General features: G+C 66.1%; 13 protein-coding genes and 1 CRISPR repeat array. All 13 genes read left to right on the top strand.

The features are described 5' to 3' along the window. The 13 genes from TPEN_RS06985 (at position 1) to TPEN_RS06925 (ending at position 16,817) form a co-directional block, all read left to right on the top strand. Positions 1-999, top strand: coding sequence for a hypothetical protein (locus TPEN_RS06985; RefSeq protein WP_011753025.1), 999 nt, complete (start codon positions 1-3; stop codon positions 997-999). 1 nt (position 1,000) lies between these two features. Next, the gene (locus TPEN_RS06980; protein WP_011753024.1) at positions 1,001-2,107 is read left to right on the top strand and encodes a CRISPR-associated RAMP Csm5 family protein; all 1,107 of its coding nucleotides are present in this window, start codon (positions 1,001-1,003) and stop codon (positions 2,105-2,107) included. Beyond that, positions 2,092-4,851 (top strand): Cas10/Cmr2 second palm domain-containing protein, encoded by a 2,760-nt coding sequence (locus TPEN_RS06975; RefSeq protein WP_011753023.1) that lies wholly within the window; start codon positions 2,092-2,094, stop codon positions 4,849-4,851. Before TPEN_RS06980 ends, TPEN_RS06975 begins: the two co-directional genes overlap by 16 nt. 106 nt (positions 4,852-4,957) lie before the next feature. After that, positions 4,958-5,327: a CRISPR direct-repeat array (repeat unit 25 nt; unit sequence CTTTCAATGCTTTCACAGTTGCTTC). A 265-nt stretch (positions 5,328-5,592) separates the two neighbouring features. Then, positions 5,593-6,462: a CRISPR system precrRNA processing endoribonuclease RAMP protein Cas6 gene (gene cas6 / locus TPEN_RS06970; RefSeq protein WP_052885265.1), complete on the top strand. Its 870-nt coding sequence runs from the start codon at positions 5,593-5,595 to the stop codon at positions 6,460-6,462. Between the two features lie 124 nt (positions 6,463-6,586). Then, entirely contained in the window at positions 6,587-7,309 is a 723-nt protein-coding gene (locus tag TPEN_RS06965; protein ID WP_148678102.1) for a PD-(D/E)XK nuclease family protein, read from the top strand. A 377-nt stretch (positions 7,310-7,686) separates the two neighbouring features. Continuing rightward, positions 7,687-8,337: a CRISPR-associated CARF protein Csa3 gene (csa3, locus tag TPEN_RS06960; protein ID WP_052885264.1), complete on the top strand. Its 651-nt coding sequence runs from the start codon at positions 7,687-7,689 to the stop codon at positions 8,335-8,337. Between the two features lie 109 nt (positions 8,338-8,446). Next, on the top strand, positions 8,447-8,872 hold the full coding sequence (locus TPEN_RS06955) for a hypothetical protein (RefSeq protein ID WP_052885263.1): 426 nt from the start codon (positions 8,447-8,449) through the stop codon (positions 8,870-8,872). A 6-nt stretch (positions 8,873-8,878) separates the two neighbouring features. Beyond that, the gene (cas7a, locus tag TPEN_RS06950) at positions 8,879-9,856 is read left to right on the top strand and encodes a type I-A CRISPR-associated protein Cas7/Csa2 (RefSeq protein WP_011753018.1); all 978 of its coding nucleotides are present in this window, start codon (positions 8,879-8,881) and stop codon (positions 9,854-9,856) included. After that, positions 9,844-10,668, top strand: a complete 825-nt coding sequence (cas5a, locus tag TPEN_RS06945) for a type I-A CRISPR-associated protein Cas5a (RefSeq protein WP_148678014.1) — start codon at positions 9,844-9,846, stop codon at positions 10,666-10,668. The genes cas7a and cas5a overlap by 13 nt, the downstream gene beginning before the upstream one ends. Beyond that, on the top strand, positions 10,665-11,747 hold the full coding sequence (locus TPEN_RS06940; RefSeq protein WP_052885261.1) for a hypothetical protein: 1,083 nt from the start codon (positions 10,665-10,667) through the stop codon (positions 11,745-11,747). The genes cas5a and TPEN_RS06940 overlap by 4 nt, the downstream gene beginning before the upstream one ends. Beyond that, on the top strand, positions 11,744-13,444 hold the full coding sequence (cas3, locus tag TPEN_RS06935; RefSeq protein ID WP_011753016.1) for a CRISPR-associated helicase Cas3': 1,701 nt from the start codon (positions 11,744-11,746) through the stop codon (positions 13,442-13,444). Before TPEN_RS06940 ends, cas3 begins: the two co-directional genes overlap by 4 nt. After that, positions 13,423-14,256, top strand: coding sequence for an HD domain-containing protein (locus tag TPEN_RS06930; protein ID WP_011753015.1), 834 nt, complete (start codon positions 13,423-13,425; stop codon positions 14,254-14,256). The genes cas3 and TPEN_RS06930 overlap by 22 nt, the downstream gene beginning before the upstream one ends. Next, on the top strand, positions 14,253-16,817 hold the full coding sequence (locus TPEN_RS06925) for a DEAD/DEAH box helicase (protein ID WP_011753014.1): 2,565 nt from the start codon (positions 14,253-14,255) through the stop codon (positions 16,815-16,817). Before TPEN_RS06930 ends, TPEN_RS06925 begins: the two co-directional genes overlap by 4 nt. Positions 16,818-16,842: the final 25 nt, after the last annotated feature.

The raw sequence follows: 16,842 nt of genomic DNA, 5'->3' as shown, positions 1-16,842 counted from the left end.
ATGCTCGAAGCGTTCAGGGTGGACTTTGAGAAGGGGTTCAGGGTCGGGTACCGCAGGCCGGAGCGCGTAGTCCCAGCCGCAGCCGTGCTCCGTGCCCTCGCGAGCGTAGCGTCTATGACGGGGGATACCGGCTTGCTACGCGCAGTGCTGGAGGGGCGGGTTGCGGCCTCCGCTATTCTTCCGGCTCTCCACGACGGGGGCAGGCTCGTGCCGCTGGTGCCTCTCGCACCCCAGGGCGTGGTGCACGCCTCGCTGTCGAAGTCCGCGGGGCTCGGCAGGAAGGTTAGGCTGTACGCCACCCTGGGCGGCGCGAGGAGGCTGGCAGAGGCCCTAGACACCGCTGGGTGCGGCGTGGCTCCCTGCGCGGAGCTCGTAGGAGAGCTCTCGAAGAGGCTGAAGGTCGTCGTCCTCAAGGGGGGTGACGCCGTGCTCGTCGACGATGGAGAAGAAGCCGCCGTCGCGGGGGCTACCCCGACCGACGTGGGGCTTGCCGCCGAGCACAGGAACGCCATCGATAGGCTCACGTCGTCCGCCAACCCCTTCCTCGTAACGTACGCTAAGCCCAGGGGCCCGATGGTCTTGCTGGTCGAGCACGAAGGCCTCGACGTTGAGAGAGCCCTCAAGCTACTCGGGGAGCTCGGGCTCGGGGGGTTGAGGAGCAGGGGGCTGGGCAGGTTCACGGCCAGGAAGATCGACCTCGGAGAGAGCCGGGGCGTCGCCCCCCTCCCGCGGGCCTCTACGGGGAGGTACGCCGTGTCGCTCGGAGAAGTGCCGCTCTCGTCGGACGCCGTGGACTGGAGGCGGAGCTTCTTCGAGCTATCGGTGATCACGGGCTACGTGGGGCCTCCCTACGCCCAGCGCCTCGCCAGGCCCATCGCGGCGTCAAGGGCTGGCGCCTCGCTCTACGTGGCTAAGCGGAAGTACGAGCGCGTGGAGGTGGGTAGCGAGGACGTCCCCTCGACATTCGTGTTCAACCCGCTCCTCGTGCAGGGTGCCTAGCATGAGGAGGCTCACCCTCAAGGTAGAGGTCGTGACCCCCGTCCACGTCTGGGACGGGTACGAGAGGGTGTACGGCTTGGACGTTGTCGCGGTGGACGGGCAGGCGTGCGTAGCCGACTTCGAGAGGCTGAGGCCCGACGCGCTGAGAGGAGAGCCGCCGGCCGGGCTCGCTGAGTTCGCCGAGAGGGTTGCGCGCTGGGTCAGGGAGGGGGCGTTGCCGTGCTCCAGGCGGGTCGGCATGAGGGCTCAGCCGAGGGTGGGGGACGCCGTGAGGCTGCTACCGCCGACCCTCGTTCCCGCGTCGTCGCTCAAGGGCTACCTGAGGACCGCGCTCTTGTTCCGGTTGCTGAGGAGGGTGGCGGAGGAGCGCGGATCCGAGGAGGCGGCCAAGCTCCTGAGGGGCACCGTGAACACTAGGGGCGACCCGAGGCGCGCCGGGGAGGCCTTGGAGAACGCTTTGCTCAGGGTGCCCAGGCTGAGGAGGCAGGGAGGGTACGCCGACGCCATGCAGTCGGTCGTCGTGTCGGAGCCGAGGGCCTCGGGGTGCGCGAGCTCGCTGAGTAAGCTCAGCGTGGTGGAGGCCTCCGGGAAGGCTGTCGGAGAGCTCGTAGTGGAGGTCCTGGAGGGGGGCTCGTTGGAGTACGAGGTACTGTTCCCGGAGCCGCCGCCCGTCAACCTCGCGAGCGCCGGCGGGCTCGAAGGCGAGCTCAAGGCTATCGCGGGGCTCCTCGCCTCCCCGAGCCCCGAGGAGCTTGCGCGGGCCCTCGAGGAGTTCGGCTCAGCGCTCCTGGAGCACGAGGTGGAGAGGCTGAGGGGCGCGCGGGAAAGCCTCGCCAAGGCGGGCTACGACGTCGCCACGTACCTCGGCAGGCTGGAGGGGCTTAGGGGTGGCGGGTGCGCCGTCGCCAGGCTGGGCTTCGCCACCGGCCACGCAAGCAAGACGCTCGCGCTCCTGGTTAAAAGGCTCGACCCTGAGCTCTACAAGGAGGTGGCCGACGCGATGTCCAGGAGGCTCGGCAGGACGTGGGACGAGCTCACGTTCAAGCTGGTAGACGTGGGCGGCGCCTACCTGGGCGCGGGGTGGGTCAAGGTATGCGTCCAGGCCTGATACTGCTCTACGAGGCCGGGCTAGCGCTTTCGCGCCACGCGAAGAGAGCGGCGGAGGGCAGGGAGAAGTGGAGGTGCAGGGAGCTCGGAAGCGAGAAGGAGCTCGCAGACCCGAAGACAGCCGGGGCTAAGCTTGCAGAGTGGTTCGCGAGGAGGGCTGGGCTCCGCGGAGACCTCCAAGGCACGGCCGAGGAGGCCCTGAGCCTAATAGAGAGGGTGGACCCGCTGTCCGCCGGCGCCTTCTCGGGCGTGGAGGAGTACGCGGGGAGAGTGCGGGAAGTCTGGGCGGGCGTCTCCGACCCCTGGGACGCGCCGCTACTCAGCCCGCTCCGGATCCTCGAGAAAATGGGCTACCGGGAGCTCCTGTCCGGCTCCAGGGCCGAGCTCGACGCGGAGGCTCCGAGGAGGCTCCTTGGAGACCCGGAGGAGCTGAAGAGGTACGTCGGGGAGGCGAAGGGCAGTAGGTCGTGGCTCGCGGCGAGACCCCTCCCGCGGGAGTTCACGGAGATCCTCGAAGCCTTGAAGCTACGCTCCTTCGAGGAGGCAGTCAGAGGAAGCGACTACGGCGAGGTCGCCGAGGCGCTACTCTCCATGCTCGGGAGGGCGGCGGAGTTCTACGAGGCTCTCGGCTCGTGCAACGGCGTCGACGACACGCTTGAAAGCGTGGTTTCGAGCACCCTAGCGCTCGTGCCCTCGCACCCGCTCCTGCCCTCCGTGCCCCTGCCGGCTCTGGCGAGGCTGCACGCCGCCCTGGCGTCCGCTGGAGAAGGGTTCGTCCTCCTAGGCCTGGACGTCAACGGGATACAGGACTTCGTCTACGCGCCGGTAAGGGAAAGCGCGGCCTCGAGGGTGCTGAGGGGCAGAAGCCTACTGGTGGAGCTCGTGCAGTTCACAGCGACCAGGATCGTGCTCGAGCTCGCCGGGGCGACGTGGTCGGCCCAGCTCAGCAAGGAGGGCGGAGCCCCCACCTTCGTGCTACCCGGCTCGTTCAGGGACAAGGTCGACGCGCTCAGGGAGATCCTGGGAAGGTGGATGGCCAGGCAGTTCAAGGGCTCGCTGTGGCTCACGGTGGCGTGCTCCGACCCCGCGCCGACAGCCAACGCCGCGAATCCTGGAGGCGCGTTCGTAGCCGTCTCCGAGAGCTACTCAACCGCCGTGGCCTTCTCGAAGGACTCGCGCTTCTCCGGGTTCGCGGCGGAGCTCGCGGCCCTCGGGAACGAGGACGTCGAGGACCTCGACTCGCTGACCAGGGAGCCCGTCCTAAAGGGCGACGGGCTCAAGCTCAGGGTGGAGCGGAGCACCAGGGACTACGCGGAGAGCCTAGCACCCGACAAGCTCTCCGACGGGGACCTGCTCGGAGGGCTCACGCACATCAGCCTGGCCTGCGGAAGCGCCGCGAGGAACCTTGCGGCCGTAGTCTCGCTCTACTTCTTCAAGGGCGGCAGGCCCTGCCGCGAGGCAGCGGAAGCCGTGCTCGGCGCCGTGTTCAGGGAGCGGGGCAGAAGGCTCTACTTCGTCCTCGAAGGGGACCAGCCCCTCGCCGTCGCGCTCGCACCCTTCACGGAGGCGGGGGCGATCCACGTCCTCGTGGCGCACACGAGGCGGGAGCTCGCCAAGGCGGAGGAGAACCTGAAGGCCGCGGAGACCCTCCTCAGGGTCATGAAGGGGTACGTGAAAGGGGCTGCGGGGCTCGCCGAGAAGATCCACGTGGAGGTGAGGGTCGTGAACGCCCCGCGCGACTTCATACCCTCGGCGGGCGTCGCGGAGCACTACAGGGGGTTGCCCGTGGCCTTCTCATTCGCGCCCTACTACACCAACCCGTACCACCCGGTGAGGGCCGAGGAGGAGGCGCGGCCGATAATGGGAGGCGAAAGGCGCGTCGCCGAGAAAGTGCGCTTGCTGGACCTGGACGACATGGGCGTGATCGCCGTCTCCCTCCTTGACGCAGACAAGATGGGGGACGTGTCGAAGTCCCTAGGCGCCTACCCCGCTATCTTCTCCGCGGTCTCCGACTTCCTCTCAATGGGGTTCGGCGTAAAGGCGTACTCGGCCGTCCTAGCAGACGCGAAGAAGAGGGAGGGGGGAAGGGGGATCCTCCTCTACGCCGCGGGAGACGACCTAGCGGTCTACGGCGAGTGGCACGACGTGCTCAGGATACTCGACATCGTGAGGAGGGAGGTCCTCGAAGGGCTCCTCAACCCCCTCGCCGCGAGCAGCGGGATGGCCGTAGCAGACAGGAAGGACCCCGTGCTCCACGTCTACGACGCGGCGAGAGCCGCCGAGAGGGAGGCGAAGAGGCGGAGCCAGCCCGGCGGCTCCCTCGCCGTGAGCGGTATCTGCAGGAAGCCCATACCAATGTCGGGCGGCGAGCTGGACCTCGCGAGGCTAGCCGCGGTAGTCGGAGCGGCCCTCGGAGAGGAAGCCGGGGAGTTCGAGAGCCTCAAGCCCCTAGTCTACGCCCTCGCCGAGCTGGCCCACGAAGCCGAAGAGGCGGAGGAGGCTCTAGGCAAAAGCCCGCTCAGAGTCGCGAGGGTTGTCGTACACTACCGCTACCTCGAGGCTAGGCGCGGAAAGGACTTCGAGAAGCTCTCCGAGCTCCTCGGCGAGCACGGAGTAAGGCTCCCCGGGCCCAAGGACCCGAGCAACGAAGTCGTGAGAAAGCTGGCAGCCCTCAAGCCGCTCTTCGACTTCCTAGCCCTCGCCGCGAGAAAGCCTAGAGAGGCTAGCCCGCAACCCAAGGTCTAAGAATCCCTAGCAGAAACGAATATCCTTATGATTTTTCTCTACAGCCACTTCGCTTAAGCCAGCTGGTAGTATTTTTGGGGATAGACTAGGGCAGATTCATTTTCATTTTTCAATGCTTTCACAGTTGCTTCTGCATGGAATTATCAAGAGAATTCACATGGCCACTGTGCGGACTACGAAACTTTCAATGCTTTCACAGTTGCTTCTCCTCGAAAGGATACGCGGGGTGTAAGCCGTGACGCCCCCTTTCAATGCTTTCACAGTTGCTTCGCGGCGCTCGCGGAGCGCGGGTTGCGCGTGAGCGGCAACTCCCTGTCCTTTCAATGCTTTCACAGTTGCTTCGGCACGAACGACGCCCTGAGGCGGCTCGCCTCGGCGTCCTTTCAATGCTTTCACAGTTGCTTCTTTCCATCTCTCACGCGCGCGACGAGAATGTAGAACCTAAGCTTCTCTTTCAATGCTTTCACAGTTGCTTCCGACCACTTTTCACGGCAGAGGGTCTATAAATTCTTTTCTCAGTGAGTCGAAGCCTGCAAAACTGCCTCTTTGACAAAGTTTACCCATGGGAGGCTTCGAAAACAGGCACGGGAAATTCCCCACAGAGATCGGGAATTTGTGGGAAGTATTTTCAACAGGGATTCTTCCCGTCGAGTGGGATTCGTAAACAGAAAATCGAAATCCCGACCTCTGCCGGGAATTTACGGCGGTATGCTCTTATAGGGGCTCGCCACTTTCTCCTACGTGTACGTCTTTACCGCCCGCTTGGAGATCGTGCCTTTGAGGGACGCCCTGCTACCCCCGTTTACGAGCAAGGTGACGAGGACAGCCTTCGCGGCTCTCTGGGGGCTAGATCCGGAGACCATGGGTAGGAGGGCCTCCTTCTCCGTGCTCTTCAGGGGGGATAGGCCGCTGTACAAGCTCGCCGGGGAGGAGGCGCCGCTGCTCGCGAGGGAGGGGGAGGTCCTGAGGGCGAGGGTCTCGATGCTCTGGGACGGCGCCCCCGGGTTGCCGAGGCAGGAGGCTGTCTTCGTGTTCGGGGCGGCGGAGATGAGGGCTAGGGTAGCCGAGGTCGAGGTCTTCGAGGCTTCGGCGCTGAGGGAGGATGTCCCCGAGAAGTTCGCCCTGCGCTTCCTGACCCCAACCCTCGTGCCCGTCCCCGGCAGGGGGTCGCTGCTCAAAGCCGGGGGTCCGAGGAGGAGGTACAGGCTCGTCCCGGACCTCCCGCTCGCACTGGCGCACCTAGCCTACGACGCGGCGATGAGAGGCGTCAGGCTGGCGAAGGCTACTCCGGGCAGGATACACGCGTGGGCCCTCAGGGCGCTGGCCGAGCTCGACTACGACGCTAGGCCCGTCACCGCGCTCTACACCGTCAGGGACGGGAAGCCCGCGACCGAGAGGGGCTTCGTGGGCTTCGTCGCCTACGAGCTACTAGACACGAAGTCCGAGTACGCGGAGGACTTCAGGAGGCTGATGGCCTTCGCGCTCCGCTTCGGCATAGGGAGGTCGAGGAGCATAGGCTTCGGCCACGTCGAGATGTCACCGCTAGGCCCCCCGAGGCGCCTGCGCGCCGCGCCCCGGAAGCCCGGGGGACACGCAAGGGCGCAGGGCTAGGCGACGTACTTCTCCAGCCTCGCCGAATGCCTTCAACGGCAACGCCTCTCGCCGGTTGCGAGGAAACGGCTTGGCTACGTTTTTAAGCCCCAACGGGAACTAGACGTGGTGCTAAGCATTGGCCGTGCAAGCTCTTAAAGCCGAGCTCCTGCGCCTACTCAGGGAGGACGAGGAGTTTAGGCTCGCCGTAGCCGGCCTCCTGGGCCTCGACACAGTACTGGGCGAGCTGAAGAAGCTGAGGGAGGACTTCAACAAGCTCGTCGAGCTCGAGAACAGAAGGTGGGAAGAGAACAGCAAAAGGTGGGAAGAAAACTGGAGAATGTGGGAGGAGAATAGCAAGAGGTGGGAAGAGAACAATAAGAGATGGGAGGAGAACAACAGGAAGTGGGAGGAGGCGTACAAGAGGTTCGAGGCGATCGAGGCAGAGCTCAAGGGGCTGAGAGAGGACTTCAACAGAGGCTTCGACGAGCTCAGGAGGAGGATAGACGCGCTCGGCGCTAGATGGGGTATAGCGTCGGAGTCCGCCTTCAGAGAGGGCATGAGGGGGGTTATTGAGAGGATCCTCGGCGCCGGGAAGGTTGAAAGGTGGATGTACTACGATAGGGAAGGCGAGGTCTACGGGCACCCGGCAATGGTCGAGGTAGACGTCGCCGTGAAAGACGGCGAGCACATACTGATCGAGGTAAAGTCGAGCGTTTCAAGAGGAGACGTAGCGGTTTTCCGGAGGATCGGAGAGTTATACGAGAAGGTGAACAGAGTCAAGCCGAGGTTGATCATGGTATCGCCCTACGTCGACCCTAGGGCGCTCGAAGACGCGAGAATCCTAGGGGTAGAGATATACACGTAGAATAGCTTCCCTGAACCTTGACAACACAGATGGAAGCCTTCCAGCCTCTCGGCTCGACGACGCGGGAACCTTCTTCCCGCGTTCCCCCGCTACTCCTTCACGAGCGCCGCGACGAGTGATAACACGGGGGAGAAGGCTATCGGCAGGCGAGGAGCCGGCTCAGCTTCCCCGCCCGCCTCATGACTTCGGACTAGGTGTTGCTCATCACCGCCTCTCTCTTCACGCCTCCCGCCCGGATTAGCTTTTCGCCCGCGGAAACTATATGTGGCCGTGCTTCCTCTTTCCGGTTGCATGGGGAGTGCCGAGTGCGCTGAGCCGTGATGACACTAGGGGCGCCGACCGCGAGGTTATTTAGGGGGCGGGGCGGGGCTATACGCGTGATCGATGCACTGGTGTTGACGCTGGGCTTCGAGCCGGGGCCCCTGATAAGCGCTGTTGCCTCGGCGGCGTCGGAGGGGCTGGCGGAGGGCGCTAGGGTGGTGGTGCTGACCGCTGGCTTCCCGGACGAGAGGGCTGAGCGCGCGTGGCTGGAGTTCCAGCGCGTAGTCGGCATGATGGGCTTGGCGAGGAGGCCGGGCTTCTCCGTGGAGAAGAGGGAGGTCCCGCTCGACGACTTCGTTGCAGCAGTTATCAACGTGAAGTCCTTGTTCAGGGGGCTCGAGGACAAAAGGGTGAGGATCTCGATTACGGGCGGCATGAGGGCGCTGGGCATCGCGGTTCTGACGGCCTACTTGCTCACCAGGTGGAGGGTTGACCCCGAGGTCGAGGTGTACCTGGAGGGGCAGGGGAGGGCCTTGCGGTTGCCGCGCCTCTCGAGGGTGCTGGGGGTAGGCGTCCCCGAGGCCTGGCTCGAGGTGCTCTCAGCCCTGGAGAAGAGCGGCCCCTTAGGCGCAAGCGACCTCGGCGGGTTGCTGGGCAAGGATAGGAGCACCGTGTTCAGGTACCTGAAGAGGATGGAGGAAGCGGGGCTCGTGAGGCAAGTCGATGGCGGCTACGTCGCGACGGACCTCGGAAGGCTCCTCCTGTGATAAACGTAGCAACGCGTTCGGGGTCTTGTGCATAAAACTGCAACACCGTGACAAAAGAAGCTACACCCGTGCAAAAGACATATTAACCCCAACTTCGCGACTATCTTGTATGGCGCAGCAAACCTCGGTTAAGGGTCTGGTTGAGAGGGTGCTCTCGCCTGGAAGCGAGGACAGGGCCTTCCTGGACCAGTTCGTCCGCTACCTCGCCGCCTACAAGGTTGTGGAGCAGAACCTCTCGCTCTTCGACAGGCTCGCGAGGTGTAGGAGCGTCGAGGAGTTCGCCTCCGTCCTCTACGAGTGCGTGAGGGTGAAGGACAGGGTTCTCTCGAGGCTCGAGGAGGGCGTTAGGAGGGGGGAGTACAGGCTCGCCTTCGATGCTAAGGCTGAGGACGTCGGGAGGGTTTTCAACGTCGGCTCGGAGGCCGTCGAGAGGGTGGTTAGGCTCGCCGCGGAGAACCCTAGGTTCGTCGGGTCGGTGCTGGCGTCCCTCGCCCTCAGCTACGGCGGGATAGTGGAGGCCGAGAGGAGGGGGTGACGGGACATGGTGTACGTCAGGGTGACTGGTAGGGCTATAGTGAACGTGCACAGCGCGAACGCCGAGGGCGCCGTCGGGAACTACACGGGGCTCAGCAGGGTTTTCGTCGTCAAGAGAAGGGGCAGTGGCTACGAGGTCGTCGAGGAGCCCGTGATATCCGGGAACATGGTTAAGCACTGGCACGCCGTCAGGATGGTCGAGATACTCAAGGAGGTTGGAGGGGGGAAGGCGCGCCTCTGCGATAACTGCAAGAGGTTCATAATGTACAGGTCTACGATGAACTTCAACGACGAGTTCGAGTACGTGAAGGCCTGCGCGATCGAGGACGTGCACGGTTTCCTCCAGCCCGACGCGGGCGTTAGGAGGGAGAGCCTCGTCAAGTTCTCCTTCATGGTCCCAGTCGAGGAGCTGGACGCCGGCTCCACCGCCGTGACCCACAACAGGGTCTTCCTCGACGAGAGGGGCTCCGTGCCCAGGGAGCAGCAGGCGATGATGGTGTTCAAGAGGGAGCACGCCAGCGGCCTCTACGGCTTCTCCGCCGTCATGGACCTCAAGTACGTCGGCAGGCCCCTAGCAGACCCCGACAACGCCAACAAGGTCCTGCCGCTGGACGAGCGCAGGCTCAGAGCCAAGGCCGCGTTGCTCGCGATGGCCGACGTGCTCTCCGGGAGGTTCGGGGCTGCCAGCGCGAGGGCGCTGCCCATCGTGAAGGTAGAGGAGCTCGTATGCGCCGTCGGTAGGCAGCCGATACCGAGCCTGGTGCACGGCTTCTACAGCGACTACGCCGAGGAGAGCTACAGGCTACTCAGGGGCTTCCTCTCAGCGGGCGCCGCGCAGGACGTCAAGGTGTTCGTTTACGGCAGGAGGGTCGCGGAGGTGTTCTCGGGTCTCTCCGAGGTAAGGAGGGACGCGGTCAAGGAGGTTGGCTCGCCCGTCGAAGCCTTCGTGGAGGCCGCGAAGGTGGCGGAGGAGTGGCTGAGCTGATCCTCGCCAGGCTTAAACTACCTTTTTTCTCCGTTAAATCCCCGGAGGCCTTCCAGGTCATGTCGGCGCTCCCGCTCCCCCAGCCCTCCACGCTTCTAGGCGCCCTAGCCTACGGCGTCGGCGTCGCGAGCGGGCGCGGTACGAGGGCCTACGAGGAGGTAGTGGAGCTGGCGAGGAAAGGCAGGCTGATGGCGGCCAGGGCGGCGGCCCCGCCGGGCGCCTCGCTACCCCTGGTCTTCTCCTCCGTCGTCCTGAGGAGGTTCAGGGTGGCCGATAAGGCGCACGAGGCCAAGGGGAAGGGCGAGAGGAAGCCCATAGAGCTCCTCCGCGAGGCCGTGGGCTCCGGCGACTACGCGGAGGCGAAGAGGATAATCGAGGTGGAGCTGTCGGACGCGCTGTACAGGGAGTACGTCGTCGGCTTCGAAATCCTGGCGGCGTGGGTCGCGGAGGAGGGCGCCGTGGACCCCAGGGCGGCGTGGAGCGTGCACAGACTCGGCGACACCGAGTCCCTCTGCACGGTGGTGGACGTGTCCGTCGAGAGGTGCCCGGTCGCGAGGAAGAAGGTCGTCAGGACCCTGTTCCCGGCCCCCGCAGTCGACGGGATGCTGGTCAGGAGCGGCGGGGCTGTCTTCGCGAAGATGAGCGACGAGCTCAGGGAGCTGAGGACGTTCGCGGTCCCGGGGTTCAGGGGCTTCGAGCGCGCTGGACGCGCGAAGGTCCCCGTGTTCAGGCCCGGCTACGCGGAGATAGAGTACCCCGGGGAGGTCGCGGTCTGCGAGTCGAGCCTCGGGGACATCGTGCTGAGGGGGTGAGGGCTACGCCTACCCTGTACACGCCGGGGCACTCGCCCTACACGGACACGTTGATCATGCACGCGCTTGCCAGGGCGGCGTGGGGCGCGAGGGACGCGGCTCTGAGGGTTCGCGGCACGGGCTTTGAGTACGTCCTCGAAACCTCTGTCGACGCGCGAACGCTGGCGTACGAGCTCCGGCGCACATTCGAGGAGGTGCACGCAGCCTTCCTGGACAGGCAGAGGCTCGGGAGGCTCTTCCAGGACAAGGACGTGAGGTTGCTCGACTCCGCCCTCGACCCCGAGGGGCTACGGGCATTCCTGGAGGGCGAGCTCTCGAGGCCGGGGCACGCGGGCGCCGAGGGGAGGGGGTTCGACGGCTTGACGTTCAAGCTCCCCTTGATGCCGTCGGCGGGCAAGTACCTCCACACAGACCTCACGAGGAAGCCGAAGTACGAGGCCAAGGAGTACAGGGTGTGCAAGTACTGCGCCGCCCTAGCCGCGCTCGGGCTGGCCTCCTCTGTGTACGTGGCGAGGGGGGCGAGGGTCCTCGTGGTTACGCTGGCGTTCAGCGGCGAGGCCGGCTACGACGCGCTCGGCGGGTACTACGACTTCCTCCAGGGAGAAGAGGCGAAAGACGTGCTCGGCGTCCTGGGACCCCGCGTGGACAACGTCCCTGAGAGGCTCCTCGCCCAGCTTGCCGTGGCGCTCCTCACCCGCAACGCCCTGGAGGCCTTGGACCACGCGGGCGCTACGTGGAGGGTTTACGCGGTGAAGTTCGACACGGGCAGGGCTGTCCAGGTGAGGGGCTTCTACGACGTGGAGGTGGACAGCGTGGTGGGGGCTATGAGCTCGCTTGCGCGCGTGGACGACGCCAGCTACTCCAAGCTCCGGGACATGCTGAAGCAGCTCGCGAGGGCTACAGGCGCGGACAGCCCGAGGGCCGGCTACGCGCTCGAGGCCCTCTCCAGGCTCTTCGAGTTCTTCGAGACAGCGTCCCCGGACTCGCTCTACGGCTTCGCGAGGAGCGTGTACTGCGCGTACGAGGGTAAGGCTGGCTTCCACGGCGTGGTGGAGTCCCTGGTCAGGGCGTGGGTGTGAGCTTGCAGGAGTACTGGGGGGTAGTGGAGAGGGTCGTCTCGTCGAGGAACAGGAGACCGGTGCGCTACTCGTACTTCGAGGACGTCTGGAGGGCCGTAGACGAGGGGCACAGGCTGGTCGTCGTAAGGGCACCCACTGGTTGCGGCAAGACGGAAGCGGCCACCGCGCCGTTCATCAGCGACGCGGCTAAAGGCTCGAGGCGCTGGGTCTCGCTCGTCTACGCGCTACCCACCCGCTCCCTCGCCTCGGCGATGCTGAGGAGACTGTCCCGCTCGCTGGCCGCGGCGGGGGCGGAGTGGACCACCGCGACGCTGAGCTACGGGGGCCTCTGGGAGGCCAGGCCGTACCTCGAGGGGGACGTGGCAGTCACGACGTACGACACGCTCCTCCACCAGTTCTACGGCGTCGTCTCCCCGGGATACCACCTCCTCCTGCCCGCGGCGAAAGTCTCTGGCTCGCTCGTGGTCCTCGACGAGACCCACCTGCTCCAGGACGCCCACTGGTACGCCCCGAGCCTTCTCCCGGCCCACGTCGCGTCCCTCGTATCCCTGGGGGCCCAGGTGCTCGTGGTGGGGGCCACGGTGCCGGAGGTCCTGCTCGAGGAGCTACGGAGGGAGTACAGGCTTGTGAGCCGCGGGGAGGAGCCGGCAGTGGTAGACGCGGCGGACGAGCCGGCGAGGGGCAGGCTGGACGTCGAGCTCAGGGGCGGCGGGATGCCCGTGGAGGGGCTGTGCAGCCTCCTCGAGGGCGCCCCGAGGCCCGCGCTCGTCGTGGTGAACAAGGTCGAGAAGGCCGTCGAGGCCTACAGGGCGCTCCGCTCCTGCCTCGGGGGGAGCGTTGCGCTACTGCACTCGAGGCTGAGGGGCGGCGTCAGGGCGCGCGTTGAGGGGCTGTTCGAGGGGGACGGCGCCCCCGGGGACCTAGTCCTGGTCGCAACCCAGGTCGTGGAGGCGGGGCTGGACCTCGACGTGCGCTTCCTCGTGACCGAGGTCTCGCCTGTCGACTCGCTGATACAGAGGCTGGGCAGGTGCGCGCGGAGGAGCGACGGCCACGCCGTCGTCTTCCTGGACGAGGAGGCGGCGCGGAACGTCTACCCGAGGGAGCTCGTCGAGAGAACGCTGGGGGTCGTCGACGCCCAGTCGCTGGCGGAGAGCGTTAGGAGGCTAAGCGTTGCCCGCGAGCTCGTAGACGGGGTGTACGCGGCGGAGGTCGTCGAGAGGCTTAGGAAGGGGTGGGAGCGCGCCCTGAGCGAGGTGAAGGGCTGGGCCTTGAGGTTCCCGCGAAGCCTCCTCCACAAGGAAGCGCACAGAGAGCCGGGGCCCCTACTCAGGCTCGGCTACGAGGTCGCCTGCTACCTGCCGGGGAGCGCTGGCGAGTACGAGGCGTTGCTGGGCGGCGGGGAGACCGCAGTATCCCTGGAAAGGCTCAGGGACTACACCGTGAGGCTGTCCGTGGAGGGGCGCGGAGAGGCCCCGGCGGCCGTCGTCCACGAGGTCGGCGGCCGCGAAGTCGTCGTCGCGCTCGAGTACAAGCGGGTCGACGGAGGGCTAGCCCTGAGGGGGAGGCGCATGGAGCCCCGCGCTTTCCCCCGCGCCGTCGAGTCCGGCGAGCTCTTCCTGCTGAACCCGGCGTTCTACCTGAGCGAGGGCGGGGACGAGCTCGGGGTGGTTCGGCCGTGGAGGTCCCGGAGTGCGTAGCGCTGGCCAGGAGGCTCGGCCTACCGGAGGGCGCTAGGCCGTGCCCCGGTTGCCGGGGGCCCCCGCTCCCCTCCTACTTCCGCGAGGGTAGGGGGCTGGGCTGCTGGGTCGCCCACACCGCGCTCAGCGCGGTCGAGGCCGCGGATCTCGCTGAGGAGCTGGACCCTCTCCTGCGCAGGCTGGGCCTGCGGGGCTCGGTGCTAGACGCCGCGTTGCTACACGACGTAGGGAAGCTCACCGAGGAGTACGTGGAGCGGGCCTACCACTACCACAACTTCGCCTCCGCGGTGGTAGCCGAGGACGTGCTGGCCCGCATGGGTGTAGGCGAGGACAGGTTCGTCGTGGCGAGCGCAGTGCTCCTTCACCACGAGGCTAGGCACTGGGAGGAGCTCCTCAGGGAGCCTCTCCCCGGCCACGTGATCGAGACGCTCAGAGGAGGGCCCTTCAGGCTACACAGGAGCGCGCGTGCGGCCCTGGAGGCCCTCTCCGGCCTATTGGAGCGCGCCGGGCTGGGGTCCGAGGTTCCCCGGCTGGTCGGCGAGAAGGAGGTCTACGAGGTTAAGCGCGAGGTCAAGGTGAAAATCGCGCGGGTCGCGGTGCCGGAGAGGGTGCTACCCCTCTACTGGGTTCTCTACGAGGCTGACAACAGGGCGGCGAGCGCGAGGGAGGGGCGCTACTGGCTCTGGTCGCTGGGCGAGGCGGGCCGCCGAGACCCCCTCCGGCTCGCCGGGGAGGCCCTCGGGCAAGGGTTGCTCGCGGGCTTAACTGCCGTGAGCGTACCGCTCAGGCGCGCGCGGGGGGTGATGGGTTGAGCGGGGTTGTCTCGAAGCTACGCGCCTACGCCTCCTTCCTCGCGTGGCTCGCCGGCGTCTACTCGGAGCCGTGGCTGTCCGCCTTGGCGCTACGCTTGCGCAAGCTCTCGATCACCGCTAGGCTGAGGCTCACGGCTACCCTGAGGGGGGCCGAGTACCCCTTCTCCGCTCTGCACCCCGCGGTGAGGAAGGCGATCCGTGGGAGAGAGCGCGAGCTTAGGGAGCCGACGCCGATCCAGGTCCTCGGGATACCCAGGATACTCAGGGGGGAGAACGTCCTCCTAGTGGCGCCGACGGGCTCCGGGAAGACTGAGTGCGCCTTCCTGCCCGTTCTACACTTCCTGGCCGCCGAGAGGGAGGCTGGGAGGCTGGAGCCAGGGGTTTACGTGCTTTACATCACCCCCCTGAGGGCGCTCTGTAGCGACGTCGCGAGGAGGCTTAGATCCTACGTCCGCTCGGCCCTCGGCGACGGCTACCTCGTGGGCGTGTGGCATGCCGACATCAAGAAGAACGAGAAGACGAAGCTCGCCGAGAAGCCCCCGCTCGTCCTCGTTACCACCCCGGAGTCCCTGGAGGCAATCCTCGACACCAAGCACAGGTTCCGCAAGCACCTCGCGAAGCTGAGGTGGGTCATAGTGGACGAGGTCCACGAGCTCGCAGAGTCGAAGAGGGGGTTGCACCTCCTCGTCCTCCTCGAGAGGCTGAAGGCGACCTTCGGGATCCCGAGGCTCCAGAGGATACTCATCTCCGCGACAGTCGGCGACCCCCGCAGGATAGCGCGGCTCTTCGGCGGGTCGGACGGGAAGGTCCGGGTCGTGCGGGATCCCGGGCTCAGGAGGATTGACGCGGAGGTCGTGCTACGCCGCGGTAGGAGCGCTGAGGAGCTCGTAGACGCGCTCGAAGAGCTAATGGGGAAGGGTAGCGGGTACCTCGTATTCGTCAACACGAGGTCCGAGGCGGAGGAACTCCACGCGGAGCTCGAGAAGAGGGGGCTGGGCGATATACTCGTGCACCACGGCTCGATGGGCGCGTCGAAGAGGAGGGAGGCTGAGAGGAAGTTCAAGGACCGCGAGGTGAAAGCCGTCGTGTGCACTAGGACCCTCGAGCTAGGGATAGACGTGGGGTCCGTTGAAAGGGTCTTCCAGGTCGGGTCCCCGTCCCTGCCGGCGTACTTTGCGCAACGCGTCGGGAGGGCTTCGCACAGGCCCGGCGAGCCCGCTAGGGGGACTCTCGTGTGCCTCGACATGAACGACCTCGTGGAGTCCGCGGCCATACTGTCCATGCTCGGCAGGGGCTCGTTCGGAGCGAGAAGAGGGCCTCCGCCGGCAATGGACCTAGCCCTGCGCCAGGCCCTAGCCCTGGTACTACAGCACGGGGACAAGGCGGGCGCTCAGGCTGTCGCAGAGCTCCTGGGCTCGCTCCTCTCGCACGTACCCGCGTCCTGGGGCCTCGGCGCTAGAGAGGCGTTGAGGGTGCTGGAGGAGAGGGGCCTCGTCGAGGAGAGAGAAGTCGTGGACGTCTACGGCGAGAGGGCGAGGGTGCTCAGGCTCGGGGGGCGCTTCCCCGAGGCGTGGCGTAAGATCGGCGCGTTCTTCACGATGATCCCCGAGAGGAGCGAGCTGGAGGTGAGGCACGGGCGGGAGAGGGTGGGCGTCGTGGACGTAGTCAACCTGAGGCTGATGAAGAGGGGCGTTGTCATCAGGCTGGGGGGTAAGTGCTGGAGGGTGAAGGAGCTGAGGGGGCGCTTTGTGATCGTAGAGCCCGAGGCCTCTGACCGCTTCGCCATCCCCGTGTGGAGGGGCGGCTACGTGCTGGCACCTCAGAGCGTGGGGCTAGAGGTGTACCGCTTCCTCTCGAAGGCCGCGAGGCTTCACAGGAGAGGCACCTCACTCGGCGAGTGGAGATCCGGCGGAGTGGCGTTCAGGCTCGACGAGGAGGCTAGGAGGGGCCTCGCCGTGCTCGCAGAGGAGCTCTCGGCGCGCGGCGTGCCCATGCCCGGCCCCCGCAGGATGGTCGTTGACAGAGTTAAGGCCAGCGCTCTAGGCGCGCTGGACAGGTTCCTGGGCGTATCCCCAGAGCCTCGCGCCACGACGACTGTTCTCCTCTACCCCTTCGGCGACTACATCGCGAACACCCTGGCGGCGTTGCTCTGGAGTAGCGGGAGTGTGAGCAAGGTGATCCCGAGGAGCTACGGCATCCTGGTCCGCCACGAGGCCAGCTTCGACCCGTTGGAGTACCTCCTGGGCGCGGGCCGAAGGGAAGTCGAGGAGGCCGTGAAGAGCTCGCCCTACGTCTACGTGGTAGCGTTCGAGCTCAGGAGGAGCTTCGGGTACTCCCGCATAAGCGAGAAGACCCTAGAGGAAGACAAGCTCCTGCGCGAAGAGTGCGTGAGGCAGGCGAAGCACAGGTTCTACGACGTGGAGGGGGCGCTCAGGCTACTCGACTGGGTTAGGCATGGGTGTATCTCTGTCTCCGAGAGGCTTGTCGAGAGAGTAGGGGACCTGCACCCCGTCTCGCGCTACCTCTTCGAAGCGGAAAGGCCTCCCGCGCCCGCCGCCTAGCCTGGAAGGACCGGTAAGGATATAG

Source organism: Thermofilum pendens Hrk 5, assembly GCF_000015225.1.
GTDB classification, from domain to species: Archaea; Thermoproteota; Thermoprotei; order Thermofilales; family Thermofilaceae; genus Thermofilum; species Thermofilum pendens.
The sequence above is the reverse complement of the archived record's forward strand: the minus strand, read 5'-3'. Positions and strand labels throughout refer to the sequence as shown.